Below are 24795 nucleotides of genomic sequence, written 5' to 3'. Positions count from 1 at the left end.
GGCCCGGCTGTGCACAAGCTGCGGCGGCGTTGCCGCTGCTGGCGCATGGCGGCTGGATCGATGGTTCAAGCTATTGATATTACTTACTATTCCATGTCATCGACGTCGTCGTCGCGGCCGGGGATGACGTAGGAGCCTTTCAGCCAGCGGTTCAGATCGACGTCGCGGCAGCGCGAGGAGCAGAATGGACGGGTCACCTCCGACTGCGGCTTGCCGCAGATCGGGCAGGTTTTGAGCGGGCTCGTGGGCTTTTTGACCTGGTCGTCCATGATGTCGGCGGCTTGCGCGGGGGGTGAAAGGGTTCAAGAGCCTGTCGGCAAACGGGTTCCTTGGGCCGGGGGCGCAGTCACCCCGTCAGGCCATTCTACTGTGCATGGGGTTGTTTTCGCGATTTTGTTGAGCCGAGGCGTTCGGCTCAGACGGCGGTGGCGTTGAGCCAGCCGAAGCGAATCGGAAAACCTTCGCCGCCGAGCAGCGTGGTGGTCTCGTAGAGCGGCAGGCCGACGACATTGGTGTAGGACCCCACCATCTTCACCACGAAGGAGCCGGCGATGCCCTGCACGGCATAGCCGCCGGCTTTGCCGCGCCATTCGCCGGAGCCGATATAGGCCTGGATGTCGTCTTCCGACAGGCGCTTGAAGCGGACGCGGGTCTCGATCAGGCGCTGGCGGAACGCCTCACGCGGCGTGACGAGGCAGATCGCGGTGTAGACGCGGTGGTTGCGGCCCGACAGCAGCCGCAGGCACTGCGCCGCCTCGTCCACCAGATTGGCCTTGGGCAGGATGCGGCGGCCGACCGCCACCACCGTGTCGGCGGAGAGGATGAAGGCGCCGCGCAGCTCGTCGTCGAGCTGCACCGATTTCAGCGCCGCATCGGCCTTGGCGCGCGCGAGCCGGTTGGCGCAGGCGCGCGGCAGCTCGCCCCGCCTCGGCGTCTCGTCGACGTCGGCCGGCCGGAGCGCGTCCGGCTCGATGCCGGCCTGGTTGAGCAGCGACAGGCGCCGCGGCGAACCGGAGGCAAGTACGAATTTGGGGCGGCCAAGCATCAGGTGATTTGGGAGATGAAGCGGGGGTGAATTGCGCGTGGAACCTATCGGAAGGGGGCTGATTTCACAACCCGGGAACCCGGACTTTGCTGATTCGAGGTTTCCGACATGCGTGCCCTCGATCTGTGACGTCGGTGTTACGGCTCTTCGCCTCTCCCCGCTCGCGGGGAGCGGCCGGAGTGCATCGAAGATGCAATCCGGGTGAGGGGGACTCTCCGCGAGTCGATCTGCCACCTTTTTTGCGGAAGCAGCCCCTCACCCCGACCCTCTCCCCGTAAGAACGGGGCGAGGGAGAAGACTCACAGAATCGCATGCGGCAAAAACCGCGAGTGGTTGCCTGTGATCGGGCTCTCGTCCTCGCGGATCGACAGGCCGCACGGCTCGTGGTTCACCAGCCAGCTTCCGATCACCGGATAGAAGCCCGAGAAATTCGGCAGCGGTGACAAGGCCTGTCGCACGAAGCCTTCGGCGCCGTAGGGACCTGCGTGCGCGTCGAGCGCCATGCCGCCGGACACGATCGTGACGTTGGCGCCTTCGCGCGACAGCAGCGGCTTGCGCACATAGGACGTGCCGAGCTCGGCGGCGCGCGGATCGTCCTCGAAGAAGGCCGGCAGCAGATTGGGATGGTTCGGATACATCTCCCAGAGCAGCGGCAATATGCCCTTGTTGGAGAGCACCGCCTTCCATGGCGGTTCGATCCAGCGTGTCGGGGCGTCCTTGAGTTTTGCGCCGAAGGCGTCCTGGAACATCCATTCCCAGGGATAGAGCTTGAAGGCGAGCGCAATGTCGGTCTCGTCGAGATCGACGAAGCAGCCAGGCTCGTCGCGCCAGCCCACCTGCTCGATGTCGAGCAGCCCCGTCGAGAGCCCGGCCTGCCGCGCGGTGTCCTCGAGATAGGCGAGCGTGCCGGCATCCTCGGCGTTATCAAGGGTGCCGGTGAGATGGACGTGCTGGCCAGCCGCAATCTCCTTCCACGCCGCGATCAGCCGCTCATGAATGGAGTTGAACTGATCGGCACGCACGGGGATGACGCGACGCTCGATCGCCTGCTCGAGCCAGGTCCATTGAAACACCGCGGCCTCGAAGATCGAGGTCGGGGTATCCGCATTGTATTCGAGCAGCTTGGCCGGCGACTTGCCGTCGTATTTCAAATCGAGCCGGCCGTAGAGGCTGCGGTCGTCGCGCTGCCAGCTCTCGGCGATCAGGCTCCAGAACGCTTCCGGGATCTGCAGGCGCCGCAACGCGCGCTCGTCGCCGATGACGCGGCCGGCGAGCTCCAGGCACATCGCCTCGATCTCGCCCGAGGGCGTCTCGATGCCGCGCTCGATCTCGTCGAGCGTGAAGCCGTAATAGGCGCGCTCGTCCCAATAGCGTTCGCCGTCGATGGTGTGGAAGGCGAAGCCGCATTGCGCCGCCGTCTCTCGCCAGTCGTCGCGCTCAAGGCAAGTGATGCGCTGCATGTTGTCTCAGCCGCCGCCCGAAAAACCGTGGCCGAACGAGCCGAAGCCGCCGCGGCTCACGCTGCTGTGGCCGGAGTCGGACGACGACGTTCCGGCCGAAGAATGGCTGGATGAATCGCTGCTGAAGAAGCTCGATCGCGACGACCAGCGCGAGCTGGTGCCGCCTGACGAGCTGCTGCCGCTGCTGCTTGTGCAGGTCGTGGTGGTCTGCCCGGGCACGGCGCCGGGCGTGGGCTCGCAAGTCTGCCGCGGCATCAGCGTGTAAGCCGTGGTGCCGACCGCGAGCGTGCCCATCACCAGCAGGGCGACATGGCCGGAGCGCTTCACCGGTTCCTTGGCCGGCAGCGGCAGATCCGCCGGCAGGCGTGGACGGCGCTTGCCGAACTCCTTGCTGGGTGGTTTGTCGGCCATCTCAGTAGATCATGCTGGCGGCGTTGAGGAGGCCGGCGGCGAACGAGGACAGGCCAAGCCAGATCGCGGGCGCGAGCTCGCCGGCGGAGATCCGCGCTGACAGGTTCGGCACCGGCACCTTGACGAGGAAGAACACGATGACCTGCACGACCAGCGCGATGGTCGCCCAGATCAGGCAGTCCAGCACATTGGCCGAATGCGCGATGGCGCTGACCAGCGGCGCCACGAAGCCGAGCAGGCTGAGGCCGAGCGCGATCGCCGCGGCGGGCTCGTTGTCGCGGATCAGCTGGAACTCGTTATGCGCGGTGATGCGGGTGTAGACGAACAGATACGCCACGATCGCGATCAGCCCGGTGCAGAAATAGACCAGGAAGGCGGGCAGGCCGGCGAGTGATTGCAGGATCATCGTTCCCCCATCGTGCGCGACCATTCGTCGGCGGGGGAAGCATAGCGGTTCAAAGCTTAAGAGGGAGATGAAGCATCCGCCCAAAAACAAAACCCCGCCATTTGCGGCGGGGTCCAGGCTGGGAGGAGCGAGCCCGACAAGGGCTCGCGACGTAAACCCAGGATCAGGCGGGGATGCGCTCGTCGGCCTCGTGCGGCTCGCGCAGCACGTAGCCGCGGCCCCACACGGTCTCGATGAAGTTGCGTCCCTCGGAAGCATTGGCCAGCTTCTTGCGGAGCTTGCAGATGAAGACGTCGATGATCTTCAGCTCGGGCTCGTCCATGCCGCCATAGAGGTGGTTGAGGAACATTTCCTTGGTCAGGGTCGTGCCCTTGCGGAGCGAGAGCAGCTCCAGCATCTGGTACTCCTTGCCGGTCAGGTGCACGCGCTGGCCGCCGACTTCCACCGTCTTGGTGTCGAGGTTGACGACGAGATCGCCGGTCTGGATGACCGACTGGGCGTGACCCTTGGAGCGGCGCACGATCGCGTGGATGCGGGCCACCAGCTCGTCTTTATGGAAGGGTTTGGTCATGTAGTCGTCGGCGCCGACGCCGAGACCCTTGACCTTGTCCTCGATGCCGGCGAGGCCGGAGAGGATCAGGATCGGTGTCTTGATCTTGGAGACCCTGAGCTGCTTGAGCACGTCGTAGCCGGACATGTCGGGCAGGTTGAGGTCGAGAAGGATAATGTCGTAATCGTATAATTTACCGAGATCGACGCCTTCTTCCCCCAAATCGGTCGTGTAGACGTTGAAGCTCTCAGACTTCAACATCAGCTCGATCGACTGCGCGACGGCGCTGTCATCTTCAATCAGCAAAACGCGCATGCCAGTTCCCCATAGTCGCCGCTCCTGGGCGTCAGGTCGGCCGCATTCGCGGCACTCAACAAAACGCCTTTGAACAACTGATTCGGATCCTGACAACAGATGGTTAACAAATCCTGATTCTGGAACGCAAGTCCCCCCGGTGCAATTTTTGTCGAATCGCCCTAAGGTCTTGCGCGTGAAGCAGCTTTCGTCACCCAGCTCCGTTCAAGTTCCACTTTAAGAGACGGGCCTAACCGACTCCCGCGACTCAGCCTTCTTCTGAAGGGGAGCCACGCTCAGTCACAAAGACAGTGACGCAATGATTAATGATGCGGGTAAACACGAAGTTAAGCTCCGTTCAGAAATATGGCGAAACTTAAGGTTTTCACCGTGAAGTCCCGGAGATCGCTGGAGCGACCACCATCTTATATGAAGGCCCTCATATGAAGGCGCTCCTGATGAAGGCTCCCCGATGAAGGCGCTTGCCGAACAGATCGGCGATATCGACGGCGTCAACATTTACGGCCGCGTGGTCGGCGTTCGCGGCCTGATGGTCGAGGTGGCAGGTCCTATCCACGCGATGTCGGTCGGCGCACGGCTGGTGATCGAGACCGGCGCCAACCGTTCGATTCCCTGCGAGGTGATCGGCTTCTCCGGCAACAACGCTGTCGTGATGCCGTTCGCCGGCCTCGACGGCGTGCGCCGCGGCTGCAAGGCCGTGATCGCCAATGCCGCCAATCTGGTGCGGCCCTCGTCCGCCTGGCTCGGCCGCGTCGTCAACGCGCTGGGCGAGCCGATCGACGGCAAGGGCCCGCTGCCGCAGGGCGCCTCGCCGATGCCGTTCCGCAATACGCCGCCGCCGGCACATTCGCGCAAGCGCGTCGGCGCGCCGCTCGATCTCGGCGTGCGCGCGATGAACACGTTCCTCACCTGCTGCCGCGGCCAGCGCATGGGCATCTTCGCAGGCTCCGGCGTCGGCAAATCGGTGCTGCTGTCGATGCTCGCGCGCAACGTCGATGCTGCGGTCAGCGTCATCGGCCTGATCGGCGAACGCGGCCGCGAGGTGCAGGAATTCCTGCAGGACGATCTTGGAGAAGAGGGCCTGGCGCGCTCCGTCGTGGTGGTCGCGACCTCCGACGAGCCGGCGCTGATGCGCCGCCAGGCGGCGTATCTGACGCTCGCGGTCGCCGAATATTTTCGCGACGAGAACCAGGACGTGCTCTGCCTGATGGACTCGGTGACGCGCTTTGCCATGGCCCAGCGCGAGATCGGCCTGTCCGCCGGCGAGCCGCCGACGGCCAAGGGCTACACGCCGACCGTGTTCACCGAGCTGCCGAAGCTGCTGGAGCGCGCCGGCCCGGGCCTGGGCGAGGGCGCCATTACCGCGATCTTCACGGTGCTGGTCGACGGCGACGACCACAACGAGCCGATCGCGGACGCCGTCCGCGGCATCCTGGACGGCCACATCGTGATGCAGCGCTCGATCGCCGAGCGCGGCCGCTATCCCGCCATCAACATCCTCAAATCCGTCTCCCGCACCATGCCGAAATCGGCCGACCCGCAGTTCTGGCCCGTGATCCAGAAGGCGCGGGCGGTGATGGCGACCTATGCCGACATGGAGGAATTGATCCGTCTTGGCGCCTACCGGGCCGGCTCCAGCCCGGAGGTGGACGAGGCAATCCGCCTGCACGAGCCGCTGGAAGCCTTCCTGCGCCAGCGCAAGGATGAAAATGCAACACTGGCGGACGGCTACCGCCAGTTGGCGCAAATCCTCGGTAATTTGGAAACGGAACGCTAACTTTGTCCCGTCATCATCCGATCCCACAGAGTAGCAGAGCCGGTCAGGGCCCCCATCGGGCCCTTGGGGTGACCGGTATCGTCCCACGTGCAGCGGGGGGACTTCTGGGGAGTACGAGTCGATGAAGTCACGAGATACCCTCATTCGCCTGAAGAAGTTTCAGGTCGACGAGAAGCGCCGCCGGGTCACCCAGATCGAGACCATGATCGCCGATTTCCAGCGCATGTCGGTCGATCTCGAACGCGAGATCCAGACCGAGCAGGAGCGCGCCGGGATCAACGATCCCTCGCACTTTGCCTACCCGACCTACGCCAAGGCGGCGATCCAGCGCCGCGAGAACCTGACCCGCTCGGCCGACGAGCTCAAGGGCCAGCTCGACGAAGCCAAGGCCGCTTTGGCCGAGGCCTTCGAGGAGCTGAAGAAGGTCGAGCTGCTCGACGAGCGCGACCAGGCCCGCGAACGCGCCGAGGAGAACGCCCGCGAGCAGGCCGATCTCGACAGCATCGGCCTGATGCGCGCCCGCATCGGCGCCGTCGCCTGAGCGCGCCGGCAAGCCCGACCCACCGAGAATTTCGCCAAGCCCGGGCCGCAAGGTCCGGGTTTTTCGCATGGGCTGTCCACAGCGTGGCGCCGCGCCCCTTGGTGGTCGGCTTGGCCGCGCGCTATGGTGGCGGATGGTTCGCCTCTCCCCGCTTGCGGGGAGAGGCCGGATCGCATCGCCAGATGCGATCCGGGTGAGGGGGACTCTCCCCGAGTCCGTCTGCAACCTCCGTTGCGGAGACTCCCCCTCACCCCGACCCTCTCAGGGCGAGCGTAGCTCGTCCCAACCCCGCAGACGGGGAGAGGGACAAGGATAAGGGGGCTGAATGCTGACGCCAGCCGAGCTGGTCGGGTTGATTGAGGCGGTGGCGAAGGGCGATCAGGCCGCGTTCGAGCGCCTCTACGCCGCCACGCGCGCGAAACTCTATGGCGTCGTGCTCCGTATCTTGCGCAGGCAGGATCTCGCAGAGGAGGTCATTCAGGAGACCTACGTCAAGATCTGGAACAACGCAGGCGGGTTCAATCCGGCGCTGTCCTCGCCGATCACGTGGATGGCCTCGATTGCGCGCAACCGCGCCATCGACATCGTGCGCAAGAAGTCGGAGGTCTCGATCGAGGAGGAGCCTCAGGCGATGGAGGTGGCGGCCGACAGCCCCGACCCGCTGGCGCGCCGGGAGATGACCGAGGAGCTGAAGCGGCTATTGGAATGCGTCGGCCGGCTCGAGCCGGACCGTCAGCGGCTCGTGCTGCTCGCCTATTACAACGGCTGGAGCCGCGAGCAATTGGCGGAGAAGTTTTCAGCGCCCGTCAATACGGTGAAGACGTGGCTGCGGCGCAGCATGTTGGATATCCGGGAGTGCCTCGGACTATGAATGCTCGAACTGTGAAGGTTTGGACTGTGAAGGTTTGGACTGCGAGGATGGTGCTGGACCGCAATTGATGGCCTATTCGGAGGACCATATCGCGCTCGCCGCGGAATATGCGCTCGGTACGCTCGATGCCGACGAGCGCGCGCAGGTCGAGACCATGATGGCGGTGGACGAGGCGTTCGCCGACATCGTGCAGGCCTGGGCCTTCCGGCTCGGCGTCCTCAACCAGATGGTCGGCTCGGTCGAGCCGCGCCCGATCGTGTGGGAGAACATCAGGTCCGAGATCGCGCGCACGGCGCTGGCGCAGCAGCCGCCTGTGCTTGCCGAGGCATCGCCGCCACCGCCTCCGCCCGCACCGGAGCTCCCCGCTTCGGAGGCCGTGGAGTCCGCCGGCGATGCGCCGCAGGCTGCCATCGTGCCGCATGCCGAAGCCGCACCGCCGGAGACGCCGCGTCCCGAGCCCGACGTGCTTCCCGACGTCGCGCCGCAATTCATCCCGCAGGTCCACGCGCCGGATCTCGCCGTCGCGCGCGCGCCGCAGGCGGCGGTCGCCGACGACGGCAACGTGATCCGTCTCGAGGGCCGGGTGAAGCGCTGGCGCTCCGTCGCGTCCGCCGCCGGCGCGCTCGCGGCCGCGCTGCTGATCACGCTGTCGCTCCAGATCTTCCTGCCCGACGCGCTGCCGGGGGCCTTGCGTCCCGCGCCGCGCATCCAGACCGTGGAGGTGAAGATTCCGGCCGCGCCGCTCGCGGCCTCGGCGCAATATGTTGCGCTGCTGCAGGGCCAGGCCGGCGGGCCCGCCTTCATTCTCACGGTCGACGGCGCGAGCAAGAACTTCACCGTGCGCAAGGTCGGTGCGTCGCCGGAGCCCGGCAAGAGTTTCGAGCTCTGGCTGATCTCCGACAAGCTGCCGCGTCCCCGCTCGCTCGGCGTGATCGGCGCCGGTGATTTCACCGCGCGTCCGCTGCTCGCCGGCTACGATGCCGACGTCGTCAACGGCGCCACCTACGCCGTCACCGTCGAGCAGGCCGGCGGCTCGCCCGACGGCAATCCGCACTCCGCGCCGGTCTTCACTGGCAAGCTGATCGAGACCGTTCCGCCCGCCCAGCCGCAGGCGCCCGCGAAGAAGTAGGGACCTCTGTTCCCGCATATTGCTGGCGCTCATGCGGGGTACGAAACTGTCGCCACCGTCCATCCCGCCGTCGCATCCGGACAAATCCCCCTGAATCGCCCCCCGATTTGAACCTCGCCGCAGTCCGGGGCGTCAAATTCCCGGAAATTGCAGTCGGCGCCGCCGATCGCGGAGCCGGAAGAGGGGCTGGAAATCAGATGGATGCAGCGAAAACGCCGGGCATCTTCGTTCACCAATATACGGGCCTGCCGCAAGGTGCGGCGTTCGAGCATTGGCGCGAGCGGGCCTTGGGAGCCTGCGGCCTCGATATCGGACCGAGCCGTGGCGACAGCATCGATTGCCGGCTCCAGATCAGCGTGGTCGACAACATCGCGCTCGCCATTCCCGAAGGCGCCTCCGCGCAATATTCCCGCACCCAGAGCCATCTTGCCGACGGCAGCGACGACTTCGTGCTGATCGCGGCACATGCCGGCCTCGTTCGCGTCGGGCAGAACGGTCATACCGTGGAGCTCGCGCCCGCGCAGATGGTGCTCGTCGACATGGGCATCACCGGCAGCGTCGGCCACACCATTGAGGACCGCTTCACCACCATCCGCATGCCGCGCCGGGCGCTGCTGGAGATCAATCCGCGCGCCGAGGACAAGCTGTCGCAAGTGCTCAGCGACGGCGCGGTCGCCGAGACCATCTTCCGCTACCACGCGCTCGCCGCCAATCACGCGCCGCATCTGGACGCCGTCGGCCAGCGCCTGACCGCGCAGCATATGGTCGATCTGGTCGGCCTCCTGCTCGGCACCGACGCCGAGCATGCAAGCCTCGCCCGCGGCCGCGGCCATGCGGCGGCGCGCCTCGACCTCATGCGCGCCGACGTGATGGCCGCCCTCGGCCGCAACGATCTCTGCCTGTCTGAGATCGCGACGCGCTCGGGCCTCAGCCCGCGCCAGGCGCAGCGCCTGTTCGAGCAGGCCGGCACCACCTTCACCGAATTCGTGCTGGAGCAGCGCCTGCTGCAGGCGCGAAAACTGCTCGGCGATCCCCGCGCCAGGACGCGCAAGATCAGCGACATCGCGCATTCCTCGGGCTTTTCCGACCTGTCCTATTTCAACCGCGCCTTCCGCAAGCGTTTTGGCGCGACACCGTCGGAACTGCGCGAGGCGTGAGCAGCATTGCGCTTCGGCTTTACGATTTCGCCCGGCGGTCGTTGCCGCCGCGGTTGGTCCGTTCTCCCTGATAGGTTATATTGACCCCTACGGGCAGGCTGCTCGATCGCCTGTCGTTGTCTCGGGAAATGCAGTCAACGGACATGGCGCGTATCGTCGTGCTCGGCGCCGGATTTGCAGGCCTGTGGGCGGCCATCGGTGCCGCGCGCAAGCGCGACGAGATCGGCGCGAACGGCGACATCGAGATCCATCTCGTCGACCGCAATCCCTATCACAACATCCGCGTGCGCAATTACGAGGCCGACCTCGACGAGGTCGCGCTTCCGCTTGGTCGATTGCTCGATCCGATCGGTGTCAGCCACGGCCTCGGCGAGGTCGAGGCCATCGACCCCTTGCATCGCCGGATATCGCTTCTCACGAGCGGCGGCGAGGAGGTGCTGGCCTATGACCGCCTCGTGCTGGCGCTCGGCAGCGAAGTGATGCGGCCCGATATTCCCGGGCTCGCCGCGCACGCCTTCGATGTCGATACCTATGCCGCGGCGCTTCGGCTCGAGGACCATCTCGCCTCGCTCGGACGCAGCGCGCCGTCGCCGGGGCGTTCGACGGTCGTGGTGGTCGGCGCCGGATTCACCGGCATCGAGGTCGCGGCCGAGATGGCGGACAGGCTGGCGCGTGCCGGCATCACCGGCAGCCGGCGCGTCGTTCTGGTGGATTCCAATCCGGCGGTGGGCGCGACCATCGGTGCGCACGCGCGCCCCGTCATCGAGACGGCACTGGCGTCACTGGAGGTCGAGACACGGCTGGGCGTGCGCGTCGCCTCCGTCGAGGCGGCCGGCGTGCATTTGAGCTCGGGCGAATTCGTCGCGGCGCAGACCGTGATCTGGTGTGCCGGAATGCGCGCGAGCCCTCTGGCGGCAAGCTTTCCGGACGCGCGCGACCGGCTCGGGCGCCTCCTGGTCGATCCCTTCATGCGGGTTGCCGATGTCGGCGGCGTGTTCGCGGCCGGTGACGTCGCCTCGAGCGTGGTCGACGGCCTGCATCCGACGGTGATGTCGTGCCAGTTCGCGCGCCCCATGGGCCGCTTTGCCGGTCACAACGTCGTTGCAGATCTCGTCGGCCTGCCGATGCTGCCGCTGCGGATCGACTGGTACGTGACCGTGCTCGATCTCGGCGGCTGGGGCGCGCTCTATACGGAGGGCTGGGACCGCGAGGTCAAGACGACCGGCGCGGCCGCGAAGGCGACCAAGCAGACCATCAACCGCCAGCGCATCTATCCGCCGCTCTCCGGGCGCAAGGACGAGCTGTTCGCGGCGGCCGCGCCGACGGTGCAGGCGCCGCCGCCGACCTATGGGGCAAGGTAGTCGCCGGGTATTCAGTGTGATCGTCCGCCTTGTGCGCAATTGCGCACGGGAGCGGACGATCCAGGTTTCCAGAGACAGTCGTGAGTCCGGAGAAGCCGCGGCGTGCTGGATTCCCCGCCTTCAGGGAATGGCGACGGCCATCGCGTGGGACAATCCCGCGACCCAACCACAAGCCCTTGCGTTGCCTGACGGGCAAAACACCCAAATGCTCGGTCAATCCGGGCGATCAAAAATATTCAACTTTACCGAAATTCGGAAAGGGCGTATCCATCGCGGCAACCCGGCCCAAGGAAGAGGGGCGTATCGCGATCGTCACGAACGCGGGCCGGGCGGCGGTGGACGCAGGTCACGTCGGCGCAAAGGATTTTGCAGGGCGGGCAACCGTGAGCGAAACACCTGGCGCATACGACCGGTGTGATTGGCGTACGGCAAAATCGTGTGGTCCTGGCGCCCGGGGTCTGTGCGCCAAGTTTTGTGGTGATGCATGTCGTTCAACCGGACGCACGCATCAGCCATCCGCAAGGCGACGGGGGCAATAGTGCAACGCTCCCCGGGGAGATCACGACATAAGCCGTAAAGCCACTGCGCAGGGAAGGCCGGGATGTCCTGGCTACACCTGTATGCCGCTGTGCAGCTTCTTGTCACGCAGGATTCGCACAGTGGACCGCGGGTGCCAGCCGGCGCCCGGTCTTCCCTGCGCCCTCGTTCAGGAGGGTGAAGAGGACGAAGCAAAGCTCGGGCGAGATGCGCCGCGAGGATGCGAAGGTGTGTCTGGACGTCGAAAGCGAATACCGAATGCGGCCGCAAGCATCATCTAAGACCGTCACCCTTCGAGGCTCCCCGTGGGACGCGTTGCGTCCCACGGCTCGCGCCTCAGGATGACGGAACGGATACTGTCATGCGGAAAGATTGTGGATGGCTTGACTTCGCGCGCCCAACCACCGCTCGTGCCCCGGACGCGCTGCAACGCCTTTCGCGTTGCTGCGCAGAGCCGGGGCCCATGTTACAGCGCGTGCTGTGGCCTGCCGGGTCCCGGCTCTGCGCAGCAGCGTAAGAACGCTGCAGCGTGTCCGGGACGCGAGAGGGAAGACCGTCGTCACCGCGCCCGCATCGGGCTCACTCGCCCTGGATCCATTCCGCCACCCCGCGCCACAGCGTGTCGCGGTGATCGGGACGGAAGAAGCCGAAATGACCGATCGCCTTGGCGCCGACGTCGGACGGCCTCACCGTCAGCACCTCCGGCTTGACCCCGGTGAATCCGCTCGCGAGCAGCTCGACCGCCGGTCGCGTCGCCCAGGGATCGTCGGAGAAGCACAGCGCCCGCAACTCGCCCTTGAACTTTGTGAAATTCTCCAGCGCCGGCAGTTTTGAATCGAACAGATAACGCGGGCTCGAAACCCACTCGGCCCATTGCAGGAAGACGCCCTTGGGCAGATCCTCGCCGACCCCGGCCCAGCCCGGCGCATAGCCGAGCGCATGGACCAGTGGCACGCCGACAAAATTCATGAAGGCGAAGACGCGATATTTTTCCGGCGAGGTCATCAGTCGCCAGGTCGCCGCCTGCGAGGCCACCAGGGCCGCGCGCGAGATGTCGGTATTGTTTTCGATCAGCCCGAGCGCCTGGCCGCCGAAGGAATGGCCGATATAGGCCAGCGGCAGACCCTGATAGCGCTCGCGCATCCAGCGCACTGCCGCGGTGACGTCCTGCGCGGCCCAGTCCGACATCGAGGCCTTGAAGCCGACCAGCGATTTCGGCTGGTTGTAGCCCACCATGGCCGGAAGCCGGCTGTCACCAATGCCGCGATAGTCGTAAGTCAGCACGGCGCAGCCGCGATGGGCGAGGTAGGAGGCAAAGCCGCGATAGATCTTGCGCGGGACGGCGGTCGCCGAATTGATCAGCACCGCATGGCGCTTGGTGCCGCGCGGCAGGAACAGGGTGCCGCTCAGCCCATACCCGTCGGTCGCCGGGAAGCTGATTTCGTCGATGAAAACGTCGTCCAGTGCCACGTCCATGGCAGAAGGTATCCCTGCCGGTTTCCTCGCCGTTTCCTAGCAAATGCGAATTTGGCTTTGCCCGCAAGGGTTTGCGATCCGAAGCGGATTTACAACTGGCGATGTCGTGCCAGCCTGTGTATAAGGCGGCCCTCGCAACCCCCAGATCAGGTTGCACTTTTTTGCTTCACGGAGAGATTGCGATGTCCGAGCGGTGGACGCCCGAGTCCTGGCGCAGCAAGCCGGTGCTACAGGTGCCCGACTATCCCGACGCCAAGGCTCTGGCTGACGTCGAGGCGCAGCTTGCGACCTTTCCGCCGCTGGTGTTCGCGGGCGAGGCGCGCAATCTGAAGAAGGCGCTGGCGCGGGTTGCGGCCGGCGAGGCCTTCCTGCTCCAGGGCGGCGACTGCGCCGAGAGCTTCGCCGAGCACGGTGCCAACAACATCCGCGATTTCTTCCGCGTGCTGCTGCAGATGGCGGTGGTGCTGACCTATGCCGGCGCGGTGCCGGTGGTGAAGGTCGGCCGCGTCGCCGGCCAGTTCGCCAAGCCGCGCTCCTCGCCGACTGAGAAGCTGAACGGCGTCGAGCTGCCGAGCTATCGCGGCGACATCGTCAACGACATCGCCTTCACCAAGGAAGCGCGAATCCCCGATCCGCAGCGCCAGCTGATGGCCTATCGCCAGTCGGCCGCGACGCTCAACCTGCTGCGCGCCTTCGCCACCGGCGGTTACGCCAATCTCGGCAGCGTGCATCAATGGATGCTCGGCTTCCTCAAGGACTCGCCGCAGTCCCGCCGCTACAAGGAGCTGGCCGACCGCATCTCGGACGCGCTCAACTTCATGCGCGCCTGCGGCCTCGACCTCGAAGCCCATCCCGAGCTGCGCGCCACCGATTTCTACACCAGCCACGAGGCGCTGCTGCTCGGCTACGAGCAGGCGTTGACCCGCGTCGATTCCACGACGGGCGACTGGTATGCGACCTCGGGCCACATGATCTGGATCGGCGATCGCACCCGCCAGCTCGATCACGGTCATATCGAATATTTCCGCGGCATCAAGAACCCGATCGGCCTGAAGTGCGGCCCGTCGCTCAAGCCCGACGAGCTGCTGAAGCTGATCGACGTGCTCAACCCCGACAACGAACCGGGCCGGTTGACGCTGATCGGCCGCTTCGGCTCGGACAAGATCGGCGAGCATCTGCCGAACATGATCCGCGCCGTGAAGCGCGAGGGCAAGGTGGTGGTCTGGTCGTGCGATCCCATGCACGGCAACACCATCACCTCCACGTCGGGCTACAAGACGCGGCCGTTCGACCGCATCCTGTCCGAGGTGAAGTCGTTCTTCGCGATCCATGCCGCCGAAGGCACCCATGCCGGCGGCGTGCATCTGGAGATGACGGGCCAGGACGTCACCGAATGCCTCGGCGGCGCCCGCGCGATCACCGACGAGGACCTCAACGACCGCTACCACACGGTCTGCGATCCCCGCCTCAACGCCGAGCAATCCATCGACATGGCCTTCCTGATCGCAGAGCTCCTCAAGCAGGAGCGCGCGGGCAAGGCCCAGCCGATGCCGGTCGCAGCGGGGCTCTAGGATCTTGCTGCGGATCTGGAAGGCCACGATCAATTCCCGTAACGGTCTGGCCTTTGCGATTGGTTCGGAGCAGGCCGTCCGCGAGGAAATCTTTGCGCTCCTCGTGTCAGTGCCGCTTGCCTGGTTGATCGGCGCGACCGCGATGCGGGCCGTCGAGCTGGTCTGTGCCGTCGCGTTCGTGCTGGTCGTCGAGCTGCTCAACACCGCGATCGAAAAGCTCGCCGACCGCCTGACCATGGACCACGACAAGCAGATCGGCCGGGTCAAGGACATGGGCTCGGCGGCAGTCGGCGTGGCGCTGCTGATGGCCGGCGCGTTCTGGATCTTCGCCATCGTCGAGCGGTTGGGATTCATCTGATCGGAGCGCGGCGGCCATGACCGAACGTCTCAACGCATTCGCGGTCACGCTCGCCCAGCTCAATCCTGTCATGGGCGACATCGAGGGCAATGCCGCCAAGGTGCGCTCTGCGCGCGCGCGAGCCGTTGCCGACGGCGCCGATCTCGTGCTGTTTCCGGAACTGTTCATCGCCGGCTATCCGCCGGAAGACCTGGTGCAGAAGCCGGCGTTCCAGGCGGCCTGCCGCGCCGCGATCGAAGCGTTGGCGCGCGAGACCGCCGACGGCGGGCCGGCCATGCTGGTGGGCACGCCCTGGGTCGAGGACGGCAGGCTCTACAATGCCTGCGCGCTGCTCGACGGCGGCCGCATCGCCGCACTGCGCTTCAAGTGCAATTTGCCGAATTACGGCGTGTTCGACGAGAAGCGGCTGTTTGCGCGCGGGCCCGCCGCGGGTCCCGTGACCGTGCGCGGCGTGCGGATCGGCGTGCCGATCTGCGAGGACATCTGGCTGGAGGAGTCCGAGGATTACGAGAACGTGGTCGAGACGCTGGCCGAGACCGGTGCCGAGATCATCCTGGTCCCCAACGGCTCGCCTTACGCCCGCGACAAGAACGACGTGCGTCTGTCGGTCGCTGTCGCGCGCGTGACCGAGAGCGGGCTGCCGCTGGTCTATCTCAACCAGGTTTGCGGCCAGGACGAGCTGGTGTTCGACGGCGCTTCCTTCGCGCTCAACGGCGATCTCTCGCTCGCCGCGCAACTACCGGCGTTCGAGGACAGCGTCGTCACGCTGCGCTTCACCCGCAACGGCGACGACTGGCGCTGTACGGGACCGATCGCCGAGCTTATCGAGGGCGACAAGGCCGATTACGCCGCCTGCGTGCTGGGTCTGCGCGACTATGTTGCCAAGAACGGCTTTCCCGGCGTGCTGCTCGGCATCTCCGGCGGCATCGATTCCGCGCTGTGCGCGGCGATCGCGGTCGATGCGCTCGGCGCCGACCAGGTGCATGGCGTCATGCTGCCATATCGCTATACGGCCGCGCATTCGATCGCCGACGCCGGCGAGCTCGCCGGCCATCTCGGCATCCGCTACGAGGTGCTGCCGATCGCCGAAGCCGTGACCGGCTTCGAGACCATCCTCTCGGGCCTTTTCAAGAATCTGCCGCCCGATATCACCGAAGAGAATCTTCAGGCCCGCACCCGCGGCACGCTCTTGATGGCGATCTCCAACAAGACCGGCCTGATGGTGATGACGACGGGCAACAAGTCGGAAATGTCAGTCGGATACGCCACGCTCTATGGCGACATGAACGGCGGCTTCAATCCGATCAAGGACATCTACAAGACGCAGGTGTTCCGGATGGCGCGCTTGCGCAACGGCTGGAAGCCGGACGGGGCGCTCGGACCCGCCGGCGAGGTGATCCCGCCCGACATCATCACGCGGCCGCCGACCGCGGAGCTGCGCGAGAACCAACGCGATGAGGATTCATTGCCGCCTTACGAGGTGCTCGACGGAATCCTGGAACGGCTGATCGAACGCGAGGAGCCGCTCGGTCAGATCATCGCGGCCGGCTTCGATCGCGAGATCGTCAGCCGCATCGACCATCTGCTCAACGTCGCCGAATACAAGCGCCGGCAGGCCGCGCCCGGCGTGAAGGTGACGGCCAGGAATTTCGGCCGCGACCGTCGCTACCCCATCACCAACCGCTTTCGCGACAAGGGCGAGAAGCTGCCCGCACCGGATGACACGCTGGTGTCGCGCGGCAGCAAGGCCTCGATCGACGCGTTCGAGGGGTGAGCGACTTCACTTCCGTGGCCGCAAGCGAGATGAGCGTTGTTGTGCCCTCGCCCCTTGTGGGAGAGGGCAGCTCCGCAGCTGCAACAAGCTCACTCGCGTGAGGGGTTGTCTCCGCATTCACACATGTGCGCACGGATAGAACCCCTCATCCGGCGCTTCGCGCCACCTTCTCCCGCAAGGGGAGAAGGAAGATCTCCTATTTCTGCTGCTGCGGCAGGAAGGTCGGGCCGACCGAGCGGATCGGCTTGTTCTCGGAGTTCGCAGCGGTACCCGTGTCTGCGGGCGGCGTCGCCGCCGGTGCCGTCGCCGTGGTCGGCGCGGGTGCCGCGCCTTTCTTGGCGTTCGCAGGCGTGCCCTTGTTGAGCCGCTGCTGCTGCATTTTCTTGGCGCTCTCCTCGGTGACGATGATGTCGCCCTGCTGCTCGGCGGTCGCCTTGTCGTCGGCGGATTTCAGCGCGTCCGCCCAGGTCTGTCCTGCGGCCTTGCAGGAGCAGGACGGGTTGAACTCGCTGCGGAATTTGAAAGCGGTGGGCAGCGCCGTGTAGGGCTGGCCGCTGATGGAGACCGCCGAGTTCATGTCTTCGCCGGGATTGCGATGGGTGTAGAGCACGGCCTCCGCGGCCGGGCAGAGCGCCTTGCAGGTCTTCTCGTCGTCGGGGAAGCGCGCCGGCACCGTGGCGAACGAGATCGGGAAATAAGCGCCGTCGCAGGTGCGCACGCACACGGTGCGGTAGGTACCGGACTGCGGTCCGAGATCGGAGGGCGGCGCGCCTTGCGGATTGCCGGCATTGTTGCCGCCGAACAGATTGCTCAGGAAATTGCCGCCGCCTTGCTGCTGGGCCGCAGCGGCATATTGCGGGCCGCAATTGTTCTGTGCCAGCGCCGCCAGCACCGAGCGGCGCTGGTTGTCGCGCTCCGGGCTGTAGCCGCCGCCGGCACCGCCGCGCAGGCGCTCGAGATTGCCGGTGATCTGATCCAGATTGGCGCGCATCTGCTGGATCTGGGTGTTGACCGGGCCGCACTGGGCTGACTGGCCGTTGAACAGCGAGAAGAAGCCGGAGGAGTCGCAGCCCATGCGCTTGGCCTGCATGGTGACGCGATCGAGCTCGGCCTGCTGCTTGGCCTGGGAATCCTGGTAACGGCGGATCTGCTCCTCACGCGCGGGGTCGCCACCGCCGCCACCACGATCCAGCGCGACAAGCTGGCCCTCCAGCCGGACGCACATCGGGTTCGGCCCGAGGCCGTTCTGGCCAGGCTGCGGCGGCGGTCCGGGCGGGCCGGCCTGGGCGAAGGCGCCGGTGGCGAGCACGGCCGTGCTCAAGAGCACGGTGCAGGCAAGGAGAAAGCGAGCACGGGAGAGGAAGGGGAATTCAGGCATATCCGCCATTCTAGCGAGGTCACGGCCCCATGTGACTTTCGACGTGACTTTGCAGGGCCGAAGCGCGCCCTCCAATAGCCGCTTCCCGCGGCATCGTCACGTCGTTTCCGGGGCCAAAGGACCGGCCTAAGCTGCGCCAGCTCCGAGCAAATTCAGCGCTGGCAGGTGATTGCGACATATTCGTCGCAATGGCCATGGGAGCAATTTGTGCCGGATTTGGGGACGGAGCCGGTAATTTCGTCGGGATCGACCCGACGATAGGCCGAAGCCTGGGCAAATTCGCGTGACTGGCAATAGGTGCGTGCCGCGGAGGCGCCGCATTTGTCACCCTTGGCCAGGCAATGGTCGACCGCCTGATTGGCGATGATGAAGACGCGGCTCTCGGCGAAGGCGCTGGAGGCTGCAAGGATGAGGGCGCTGGAAATGAGCGCGGGCAAGAATCGCATGAAAAGCACCAGGGGCAAAAAAGGGGAACTGCCGGTTCCAGAATGGGCTCAAATGGTTAGGGGATCATGAACCGGCATGGCCGGCCGCGCGCTTTGACCGGGCATAACGCGTTGTTTTCGCGGCTCCCTTGACGGAGGGGCGCCTTATAGCCCATATGTTCCGCATGAACGGTCTCCTCGCCATTTGCGCCATTTGCCGCGAGATTACGAGCTAGCGATTCGCTGGCTGGAGCCGTCTTTTCTCAAACATTGAGAGCCTCGGACGCCCGGCCGCAAGGGATGGGTTTGTCATGGAATTGCGCCTCTACGATACGCTGAGCCGGGAAAAGCGCACCTTTGTGCCGCTCGATCCGAACAATGTCCGCATGTATGTCTGCGGACCGACCGTCTATGACTTCGCCCATATCGGCAATGCGCGGCCGGTGATCGTGTTCGACGTGCTGTTTCGCTTGCTGCGTCATCTCTATGGCGAGGCGCACGTCAAATATGTCCGCAACATCACCGACGTCGACGACAAGATCAACGACCGCGCCGCGCGCGATTTTCCCGGGCTGCCGCTGAACGAAGCGATCCGGAAAGTCACCGAGCAGACCGGCAAGCAGTTTCACGCCGACGTCGATGCGCTCCGCGCCCTGCGGCCGAGCGTCGAACCACGCGCGACCGAGCATATCGCGGAGATGCGCGAGATCATCGAGCGGCTGGTCAAGGGCGGCTTTGCCTATGTCGCCGAGGATCACGTGCTGTTCTCGCCGCAGGCGATGAACGCGGCCAACGATGGACTGCCGCGCTATGGCGCGCTGTCCAACCGCTCGCTGGACGAGATGGTGGCCGGCGCGCGCGTCGATGTCGCGCCCTACAAGAAGGGCAACACCGATTTCGTGCTGTGGAAACCGTCGAAGCCCGGCGAGCCGTCATGGCCGTCGCCATCAGGCATCAAGGCCGAGGGCCGTCCCGGCTGGCACATCGAGTGCTCGGCGATGGCCTGGAAGCATCTCGGCGAGCATTTCGACATCCACGGTGGCGGCATCGATCTCGTGTTTCCGCATCACGAGAACGAAGTCGCGCAGACCTGCTGCGCCTTCCATCAGCAGCGCATGGCGAACTACTGGATGCACAACGGCTTCCTGCAGGTCGAGAGTGAGAAGATGTCGAAGAGCCTCGGCAACTTCATCACCATTCACGAACTGCTCAGGGATTGGCCGGGCGAGGTGCTGCGCCTGAACATGCTGAAGACGCACTACCGCTCGCCGATCGACTGGACCATGAAGTCGCTGGAGGAGAGCGCCAAGACGCTCGACGACTGGTATCGCGTTGCTGCGGATGCCGAGCCCGGTAAGCCGGCCGCATCCGTGGTCGAGCCGCTGCTCGACGACCTCAACACGCCGCTGGCGATCGCGGCGCTGCATGGCCTGCGCGGCGGCGACGTGAGTGCGCTGGCGGGCTCGTTGCAGCTGCTGGGCTTCCTGTCCGAGAGCGCCGCGCAGTGGGAAGGCCGCAAGCAGCAGGCGAGCGGCGTCGATGCCAACGAGGTCGAGCGCCTCATCGCCGAGCGCACGGCGGCTCGTGGCCGCAAGGACTTCAAGGAGTCCGATCGCATCCGTGATCTGCTTGCGGCAATGGGCGTTGCGATCAAGGATTCCAAGGACGGAACGACGTGGGAGATTGCGCGATGAAGCGGCCCGACACGCCTTTCCCGCGTCACTGGCTCTATTACATCGCCCTGAAGGTCCTGCTGCTTGGAGCCGCCGTGGCGATCGTGCTGAAACTCTACGGGATGTGGTGAAGACGATGGGACAGACTTTGCCAAAGGCCGGCCTGCGGCCGTTCCTGCCCGATGACGTGCCGGTGCTCGCCGCGATCTTCACGGCCAGCATCGAGGAGCTGACCGGTGACGATTACAGCGAGGCGCAACAGCAGGCCTGGATGGAGGCGGCCGAGGACGAGGAGTTCGGCAAGCGGCTCGCCTCCGACCTGACGCTGATCGCGACGATCGAAGGCTCGCCCGTCGGCTTCGCCTCGTTGCGCGGCACCGATCACATCCGCATGCTCTATGTCCATCCGGCCGTGAGCGGGCAGGGCATCGCCACCATGCTGGTCGACGCGCTGGAGAAGCTTGCCGGCGGCCGCGGCGCGTCCAGCCTCTCGGTCGATGCCAGCGACACCGCGCAGGGCTTTTTCACCAAGCGCGGCTACACCGCCCAGCAACGCAACAGCGTCACCATCAACGACGAGTGGCTCGCCAACACCACCATGAAGAAGACGCTCGGAGCGGGGCAATGAGCAAGGAGCGCCTTGGCCGCACGCGATCCTCTCTCCGCTCCCTCGCCCCTTGTGGGGGAGGGTTGGGGAGGGGGGTAGCCCCGCACTCGGACCACCCGTGTGGCACCCCCCTCCCGACGATGCTGCGCATCATCGACCTCCCCCACAAGGGGGGAGGTAACAAGAACGGACGCTCGCGATGAATTCGGTCAAGAAAGAGCGCCTTTATCTGTTCGACACCACGCTGCGCGACGGCGCGCAGACCAACGGCGTCGATTTCACGCTTGCCGACAAGCAGGTCATCGCCGCGATGCTCGACGATCTCGGCATCGACTACGTCGAGGGCGGCTATCCCGGCGCCAATCCGGCCGACACCGAATTCTTCGGCACCAAGCCGACATTCAAGCACGCGCGCTTCACGGCCTTCGGCATGACACGCCGGGCCGGGCGCTCGGTCTCGAACGATCCCGGCGTGGCCGGGCTTTTGGAAGCGAAGGCGGATGCGATCTGCTTCGTGGCGAAGTCCTCGGCCTATCAGGTGCGCGTCGCGCTGGAGACCACCAAGGAGGAGAACCTCGCCTCGATCCGCGACAGCGTCGCGGCCGCGAAGGCTGCCGGCCGCGAGGTCATGCTCGACTGCGAGCATTTCTTCGACGGCTACAAGGAGGATGCCAGCTTCGCGCTTGCCTGCGCCAAGGCTGCTTACGAGGCCGGTGCGCGGTGGGTGGTGCTCTGCGACACCAATGGCGGCACCATGCCTGATGAGGTCGAGGCCATCGTCACCGAGGTGACGAAGCACATCCCCGGCGATCATATCGGCATCCACGCCCATAACGACACCGAGCAGGCGGTGGCCAATTCACTCGCCGCGGTGCGCGCGGGCGCGCGGCAGATCCAGGGCACGCTGAACGGCCTTGGCGAGCGCTGCGGCAATGCCAATCTGTGCTCGCTGATCCCGACGCTGAAACTGAAGAAGGGCTTTGCCGACGCTTTCGAGATCGGCGTCACGCCGGAAAAGCTGGCAACGCTGGTCAAAGTTTCGCGCACGCTCGACGACATGCTCAATCGCGCGCCGAACCGGCATGCGGCCTATGTCGGCGAGAGCGCCTTCGTCACCAAGACCGGCATTCATGCGTCCGCAGTGTTGAAGGACCCGCAGACCTACGAGCACGTGCTGCCGGATCTGGTCGGCAATCACCGCAAGGTGCTGGTCTCCGACCAGGCCGGCCGCTCCAACGTCATCGCCGAGCTCGATCGTGCCGGCATCCCTTACGAGAAGAGCGACCCGAAGCTGACGCGTCTCGTCGAGGAGCTGAAGGAGCGCGAGGCGGCCGGCTACGCCTATGAGTCCGCCAACGCCTCGTTCGAGCTGCTGGCGCGCCGCACGCTCGGCAAGGTGCCGCATTATTTCGAGGTCGAGCAGTTCGATGTCAATGTCGAGCAGCGCTACAATGCGCTCGGCGAGCGCGTCACCGTGGCGCTCGCGGTGGTGAAGGTCGACGTCGCCGGCGAGCATTTGATTTCGGCCGCCGAGGGCAACGGCCCCGTCAACGCACTCGACGTCGCCATGCGCAAGGACCTCGGCAAATACCAGAAATACATCGAGGGCTTGAAGCTGATCGACTACCGGGTGCGTATCCTCAACGGCGGCACCGGCGCGGTCACGCGCGTGCTGATCGAGAGCGAGGACGAGAACGGCGACAGCTGGACCACGGTCGGCGTGTCCCCGAACATCATCGACGCCTCGTTCCAGGCACTGATGGATTCGGTAATCTACAAGCTCGTGAAGTCGGGCGCGCCGGCGTAGGAGGATTTGGGCGACGGCGGTGCCACAAACACCGTCATTGCGAGCGCAGCGAAGCAATCCAGACTGTCTCCGCGGATGCATTTCTGGATTGCTTCGCTGCGCTCGAAATGACGAGGAGGAGAGGGCAAGGGCATGATCGATCACATCTCCGTCGGCGTCAGCGATCTCGATCGCTCCGCGAAATTCTACGAGGCCACGCTTGCAGCGCTCGGCCTCACGCGCCTCGTGACGCGGCCACGGACGGTGGGCTTCGGCAAGGCCTATCCCGAGTTCTGGATCAATCTGCGCGAGAGCATGCCGCGTGTAGCCCCGGAGAGCGGCGTGCACATCTGCCTGCGGGCGAAGACGACGGGCGAGGTCGATGCATTTCATGCCGCGGCTCTCGCGACGGGCGGCGCCTCCGACGGCGCGCCCGGCATCCGGCCGCATGACCGCGTGCGCTACTATGCGGCTTTCGTGACCGATCCCGACGGCAACCGCATCGAGGCGGTGACGTTTCCCAGCGCTTAGCGGACTTCACCGCCGCGGGCGCTTCGCCTGCCTGGCCAGATGCCGGCGCAGGAAGTCGATCGTCCGCCGGACCTTGACAGGCAGGAACGCCCGGTTCGGGTAGAGCACGTAGGCTGCGGTATCGAACGTCGTCGCTGTCACCTGCCAGTCGGGAAACAGATCGACCAGCCGTTTGTCGGCGAGATCGTCGTTGATCAGCCAGTCCGGCAGGAGCGCCGGACCGAGGCCTGCGCGTGCGCAATCGCGCAAGCCGAGTGCATTCGAGAGCAGGAGGTCGCCATGGACGGCGACCTCGGTGATGTCGCCGCGCCGGTCGCGGAACAGCCAGCGGGACCGGAAGTCGGGGAAAGTGAAGAGAAGGCAGGGCGTCGCCGAGAGATCGACGGGCCGTTTCGGCCGGGCTCTCCCGCGCAGCCAGGCCGGGCTGGCGCAGACCCGGTAACGCGTATCGAACAACTTGGCGCCGACGAGGTCGCCGCTGAATCCGGGGCCGAGCCGGATCGCGAGGTCGATACCTTCGCTGACCAGATCGAGATTGCTGTCCGTCAGGATGAGCTCGAGCTGGAGCTGGGGAAACTCCGTCCTGAATTCCGGCAGCAGCGGCACCAGGCAGCGATTGCCGAAGGCGACCGAGGCCGTCGCGCGCAAGCGTCCGCGGGGAATCGTGCTCAGGGCGGTCGCCTCCTCGGCGGCGGCATCGAGCTCCTGCAGAACGAGTTCAGCCCTGCGCAAATAGCGTTCGCCAGCCTCGGTCAGCGACATGCTGCGCGTGGTGCGCTGGAAGATGCGAAACCCGAGCTCTTCCTCGACCTGGGCGATCATCCGCGAGACCGACGAAGGGTCGACGTCGCGTTGCCGGGCCGCCCCGGCAAAGCTAGCCTGGCGCGCGACCTCGATCACCAATCGAATTGAATCGATATCCATTCGTGCAAAATAAGCACGAGTGTGGTGCAGCGCCAGCCGTTTTTGCCGCGCGCCGCGGCGGATAGCGTCCGGGCATCATTTCGACATCCCGGAGAGCCCAATGCCCGTTCTGCTTCGTATCGATTCCAGCGCCCGTCTTCAGGGCTCCGTCTCCCGCGATCTTGGCGACGGGTTCGAGGCGGCATGGCGCGCACGCGGACGGGAGTTCGTGGTGACGCGGCGCGATCTCGCCACGGATCCGGTCGCGCAGATCACGCAGGCGACGATCGCGGGCTTCTACACCGCCGACCATGATATGACGACCGAGCTGCGCGCGGCGACTGCGCTGTCGGACAGGCTGATCGCCGAGCTCAAATCGGCCGACGAAATCCTCATCACCGCGCCAATGTACAATTTCACCATTCCGGCCGCCCTCAAGGCCTGGATCGACCAGGTCGTCCGCATCAACCAGACGTTCTCCTATGACGGCACCAGCTTCAAGGGACTGCTGACGGCGCGGCGCGCCACCGTGGCCAGCGCTTACGGCGCCGGCGGCTATCTCGCGGGCGGACCGCTGGGCGGGGCAGACTTTTGCTTCAACTATCTGAAGTTCGTGCTGGGCTTCCTGGGCGTCGGCGAGATTCAGCAGATCGGCGTCGAAGCCACGACGGGCGATCCTGTCGACCTTGCCCGGCAGGTCGAGCAGGCGAAGGCCGGTATTGCCGCCAAGGCGGCCTGACGAGCCGAAGCCCG

24 protein-coding genes are annotated in these 24795 nt (G+C 65.7%); 14 read left to right on the top strand and 10 right to left on the bottom strand.

Translation table 11 applies throughout. The features are described from left to right. Window positions 1–86: 86 nt before the first annotated feature. From yacG to ctrA, 6 genes are all read right to left on the bottom strand, one after another. Window positions 87–269, bottom strand: coding sequence for a DNA gyrase inhibitor YacG (gene yacG / locus Q0743_RS05580; RefSeq protein ID WP_298240582.1), 183 nt, complete (start codon window positions 267–269; stop codon window positions 87–89). A 146-nt stretch (window positions 270–415) separates the two neighbouring features. After that, window positions 416–1045, bottom strand: a complete 630-nt coding sequence (locus Q0743_RS05575; RefSeq protein WP_298240581.1) for a Maf-like protein — start codon at window positions 1043–1045, stop codon at window positions 416–418. A gap of 299 nt (window positions 1046–1344) precedes the next feature. Next, complete coding sequence (locus tag Q0743_RS05570; RefSeq protein WP_298240580.1) at window positions 1345–2505, bottom strand: glutathionylspermidine synthase family protein; 1161 nt, start codon at window positions 2503–2505, stop codon at window positions 1345–1347. A 6-nt stretch (window positions 2506–2511) separates the two neighbouring features. After that, window positions 2512–2916, bottom strand: coding sequence for a hypothetical protein (locus tag Q0743_RS05565; protein WP_298240579.1), 405 nt, complete (start codon window positions 2914–2916; stop codon window positions 2512–2514). Between the two features lies 1 nt (window position 2917). After that, window positions 2918–3322 (bottom strand): DUF350 domain-containing protein, encoded by a 405-nt coding sequence (locus tag Q0743_RS05560; protein WP_298240578.1) that lies wholly within the window; start codon window positions 3320–3322, stop codon window positions 2918–2920. Between the two features lie 163 nt (window positions 3323–3485). Then, complete coding sequence (gene ctrA, locus Q0743_RS05555; protein WP_016848562.1) at window positions 3486–4187, bottom strand: response regulator transcription factor CtrA; 702 nt, start codon at window positions 4185–4187, stop codon at window positions 3486–3488. Between the two features lie 451 nt (window positions 4188–4638). Here ctrA and fliI point away from each other — a divergent pair, with 451 nt between their 5' ends. The 6 genes from fliI to Q0743_RS05525 all read left to right on the top strand — a co-directional run bounded on the left by fliI (window position 4639) and on the right by Q0743_RS05525 (window position 11023). Beyond that, the gene (gene fliI, locus Q0743_RS05550; RefSeq protein ID WP_298240577.1) at window positions 4639–5964 is read left to right on the top strand and encodes a flagellar protein export ATPase FliI; all 1326 of its coding nucleotides are present in this window, start codon (window positions 4639–4641) and stop codon (window positions 5962–5964) included. 121 nt (window positions 5965–6085) lie between these two features. Continuing rightward, window positions 6086–6505 carry a flagellar export protein FliJ gene (gene fliJ / locus Q0743_RS05545; protein WP_011084990.1) on the top strand — a complete coding sequence of 140 codons (420 nt, stop codon included), beginning with the start codon at window positions 6086–6088 and terminating at the stop codon, window positions 6503–6505. A gap of 325 nt (window positions 6506–6830) precedes the next feature. Beyond that, the gene (locus tag Q0743_RS05540) at window positions 6831–7376 is read left to right on the top strand and encodes a sigma-70 family RNA polymerase sigma factor (protein ID WP_298240576.1); all 546 of its coding nucleotides are present in this window, start codon (window positions 6831–6833) and stop codon (window positions 7374–7376) included. A 67-nt stretch (window positions 7377–7443) separates the two neighbouring features. Next, window positions 7444–8505 carry an anti-sigma factor gene (locus Q0743_RS05535; RefSeq protein ID WP_298240575.1) on the top strand — a complete coding sequence of 354 codons (1062 nt, stop codon included), beginning with the start codon at window positions 7444–7446 and terminating at the stop codon, window positions 8503–8505. 197 nt (window positions 8506–8702) lie between these two features. Next, the gene (locus Q0743_RS05530; RefSeq protein WP_298240574.1) at window positions 8703–9662 is read left to right on the top strand and encodes an AraC family transcriptional regulator; all 960 of its coding nucleotides are present in this window, start codon (window positions 8703–8705) and stop codon (window positions 9660–9662) included. Window positions 9663–9805: 143 nt separating this feature from the next. Beyond that, window positions 9806–11023, top strand: a complete 1218-nt coding sequence (locus Q0743_RS05525; protein WP_298240573.1) for an NAD(P)/FAD-dependent oxidoreductase — start codon at window positions 9806–9808, stop codon at window positions 11021–11023. Window positions 11024–12139: 1116 nt separating this feature from the next. On the opposite strand, the gene Q0743_RS05520 is transcribed toward Q0743_RS05525, so the two are convergent. Next, a complete protein-coding gene (locus tag Q0743_RS05520; RefSeq protein ID WP_298240572.1) occupies window positions 12140–13036 on the bottom strand; it encodes an alpha/beta fold hydrolase in 897 nt (298 codons plus the stop codon). Between the two features lie 182 nt (window positions 13037–13218). On the opposite strand from Q0743_RS05520, the gene Q0743_RS05515 reads away from it, so the two are divergent. From Q0743_RS05515 to Q0743_RS05505, 3 genes are read left to right on the top strand one after another with little or no spacing between them, the layout of a single operon-like run. After that, complete coding sequence (locus Q0743_RS05515) at window positions 13219–14607, top strand: class II 3-deoxy-7-phosphoheptulonate synthase (RefSeq protein ID WP_298240571.1); 1389 nt, start codon at window positions 13219–13221, stop codon at window positions 14605–14607. A 4-nt stretch (window positions 14608–14611) separates the two neighbouring features. Beyond that, a complete protein-coding gene (locus Q0743_RS05510; RefSeq protein ID WP_298240570.1) occupies window positions 14612–14965 on the top strand; it encodes a diacylglycerol kinase in 354 nt (117 codons plus the stop codon). 16 nt (window positions 14966–14981) lie between these two features. After that, the gene (locus Q0743_RS05505) at window positions 14982–16739 is read left to right on the top strand and encodes an NAD+ synthase (RefSeq protein WP_298240569.1); all 1758 of its coding nucleotides are present in this window, start codon (window positions 14982–14984) and stop codon (window positions 16737–16739) included. A gap of 196 nt (window positions 16740–16935) precedes the next feature. Here Q0743_RS05505 and Q0743_RS05500 read toward each other — a convergent pair whose 3' ends face one another. Both Q0743_RS05500 and Q0743_RS05495 read right to left on the bottom strand, forming a co-directional pair. Further along, window positions 16936–18126, bottom strand: a complete 1191-nt coding sequence (locus tag Q0743_RS05500; RefSeq protein WP_298240568.1) for a DUF2865 domain-containing protein — start codon at window positions 18124–18126, stop codon at window positions 16936–16938. Window positions 18127–18269: 143 nt separating this feature from the next. Beyond that, window positions 18270–18563, bottom strand: a complete 294-nt coding sequence (locus tag Q0743_RS05495; protein ID WP_298240567.1) for a hypothetical protein — start codon at window positions 18561–18563, stop codon at window positions 18270–18272. A 290-nt stretch (window positions 18564–18853) separates the two neighbouring features. Here Q0743_RS05495 and cysS point away from each other — a divergent pair, with 290 nt between their 5' ends. The 4 genes from cysS (at window position 18854) to Q0743_RS05475 (ending at window position 23139) form a co-directional block, all read left to right on the top strand. After that, window positions 18854–20236 carry a cysteine--tRNA ligase gene (gene cysS / locus Q0743_RS05490; protein ID WP_298240566.1) on the top strand — a complete coding sequence of 461 codons (1383 nt, stop codon included), beginning with the start codon at window positions 18854–18856 and terminating at the stop codon, window positions 20234–20236. Between the two features lie 115 nt (window positions 20237–20351). Continuing rightward, the gene (locus Q0743_RS05485) at window positions 20352–20843 is read left to right on the top strand and encodes a GNAT family N-acetyltransferase (protein ID WP_298240565.1); all 492 of its coding nucleotides are present in this window, start codon (window positions 20352–20354) and stop codon (window positions 20841–20843) included. A gap of 178 nt (window positions 20844–21021) precedes the next feature. After that, window positions 21022–22629, top strand: a complete 1608-nt coding sequence (gene cimA, locus Q0743_RS05480) for a citramalate synthase (protein ID WP_298240564.1) — start codon at window positions 21022–21024, stop codon at window positions 22627–22629. Window positions 22630–22761: 132 nt separating this feature from the next. After that, window positions 22762–23139, top strand: a complete 378-nt coding sequence (locus Q0743_RS05475; RefSeq protein WP_298240563.1) for a VOC family protein — start codon at window positions 22762–22764, stop codon at window positions 23137–23139. Between the two features lie 6 nt (window positions 23140–23145). Here Q0743_RS05475 and Q0743_RS05470 read toward each other — a convergent pair whose 3' ends face one another. Next, window positions 23146–24063, bottom strand: a complete 918-nt coding sequence (locus Q0743_RS05470) for a LysR family transcriptional regulator (protein ID WP_298240562.1) — start codon at window positions 24061–24063, stop codon at window positions 23146–23148. A 100-nt stretch (window positions 24064–24163) separates the two neighbouring features. On the opposite strand from Q0743_RS05470, the gene Q0743_RS05465 reads away from it, so the two are divergent. After that, window positions 24164–24781, top strand: a complete 618-nt coding sequence (locus Q0743_RS05465; protein WP_298240561.1) for an NAD(P)H-dependent oxidoreductase — start codon at window positions 24164–24166, stop codon at window positions 24779–24781. Window positions 24782–24795: the final 14 nt, after the last annotated feature.

It is taken from the genome of uncultured Bradyrhizobium sp., assembly GCF_936943645.1.
GTDB lineage: Bacteria > Pseudomonadota > Alphaproteobacteria > Rhizobiales > Xanthobacteraceae > Bradyrhizobium.
The sequence above is the reverse complement of the archived record's forward strand: the minus strand, read 5'-3'. Positions and strand labels throughout refer to the sequence as shown.

Excerpts from the sequence above, each read along its gene's own strand:
- yacG (WP_298240582.1), bottom strand. The coding sequence starts at position 269 with ATGGACGACCAGGTCAAAAAGCCCACGAGCCCGCTCAAAACCTGCCCG.
- Q0743_RS05575 (WP_298240581.1), bottom strand. The coding sequence starts at position 1,045 with ATGCTTGGCCGCCCCAAATTCGTACTTGCCTCCGGTTCGCCGCGGCGC.
- Q0743_RS05570 (WP_298240580.1), bottom strand. The coding sequence starts at position 2,505 with ATGCAGCGCATCACTTGCCTTGAGCGCGACGACTGGCGAGAGACGGCG.
- Q0743_RS05565 (WP_298240579.1), bottom strand. The coding sequence starts at position 2,916 with ATGGCCGACAAACCACCCAGCAAGGAGTTCGGCAAGCGCCGTCCACGC.
- Q0743_RS05560 (WP_298240578.1), bottom strand. The coding sequence starts at position 3,322 with ATGATCCTGCAATCACTCGCCGGCCTGCCCGCCTTCCTGGTCTATTTC.
- ctrA (WP_016848562.1), bottom strand. The coding sequence starts at position 4,187 with ATGCGCGTTTTGCTGATTGAAGATGACAGCGCCGTCGCGCAGTCGATC.
- fliI (WP_298240577.1), top strand. The coding sequence starts at position 4,639 with ATGAAGGCGCTTGCCGAACAGATCGGCGATATCGACGGCGTCAACATT.
- fliJ (WP_011084990.1), top strand. The coding sequence starts at position 6,086 with ATGAAGTCACGAGATACCCTCATTCGCCTGAAGAAGTTTCAGGTCGAC.
- Q0743_RS05540 (WP_298240576.1), top strand. The coding sequence starts at position 6,831 with ATGCTGACGCCAGCCGAGCTGGTCGGGTTGATTGAGGCGGTGGCGAAG.
- Q0743_RS05535 (WP_298240575.1), top strand. The coding sequence starts at position 7,444 with ATGGCCTATTCGGAGGACCATATCGCGCTCGCCGCGGAATATGCGCTC.
- Q0743_RS05530 (WP_298240574.1), top strand. The coding sequence starts at position 8,703 with ATGGATGCAGCGAAAACGCCGGGCATCTTCGTTCACCAATATACGGGC.
- Q0743_RS05525 (WP_298240573.1), top strand. The coding sequence starts at position 9,806 with ATGGCGCGTATCGTCGTGCTCGGCGCCGGATTTGCAGGCCTGTGGGCG.
- Q0743_RS05520 (WP_298240572.1), bottom strand. The coding sequence starts at position 13,036 with ATGGACGTGGCACTGGACGACGTTTTCATCGACGAAATCAGCTTCCCG.
- Q0743_RS05515 (WP_298240571.1), top strand. The coding sequence starts at position 13,219 with ATGTCCGAGCGGTGGACGCCCGAGTCCTGGCGCAGCAAGCCGGTGCTA.
- Q0743_RS05505 (WP_298240569.1), top strand. The coding sequence starts at position 14,982 with ATGACCGAACGTCTCAACGCATTCGCGGTCACGCTCGCCCAGCTCAAT.
- Q0743_RS05500 (WP_298240568.1), bottom strand. The coding sequence starts at position 18,126 with ATGGCGGATATGCCTGAATTCCCCTTCCTCTCCCGTGCTCGCTTTCTC.
- Q0743_RS05495 (WP_298240567.1), bottom strand. The coding sequence starts at position 18,563 with ATGCGATTCTTGCCCGCGCTCATTTCCAGCGCCCTCATCCTTGCAGCC.
- cysS (WP_298240566.1), top strand. The coding sequence starts at position 18,854 with ATGGAATTGCGCCTCTACGATACGCTGAGCCGGGAAAAGCGCACCTTT.
- Q0743_RS05485 (WP_298240565.1), top strand. The coding sequence starts at position 20,352 with ATGGGACAGACTTTGCCAAAGGCCGGCCTGCGGCCGTTCCTGCCCGAT.
- cimA (WP_298240564.1), top strand. The coding sequence starts at position 21,022 with ATGAATTCGGTCAAGAAAGAGCGCCTTTATCTGTTCGACACCACGCTG.
- Q0743_RS05475 (WP_298240563.1), top strand. The coding sequence starts at position 22,762 with ATGATCGATCACATCTCCGTCGGCGTCAGCGATCTCGATCGCTCCGCG.
- Q0743_RS05470 (WP_298240562.1), bottom strand. The coding sequence starts at position 24,063 with ATGGATATCGATTCAATTCGATTGGTGATCGAGGTCGCGCGCCAGGCT.
- Q0743_RS05465 (WP_298240561.1), top strand. The coding sequence starts at position 24,164 with ATGCCCGTTCTGCTTCGTATCGATTCCAGCGCCCGTCTTCAGGGCTCC.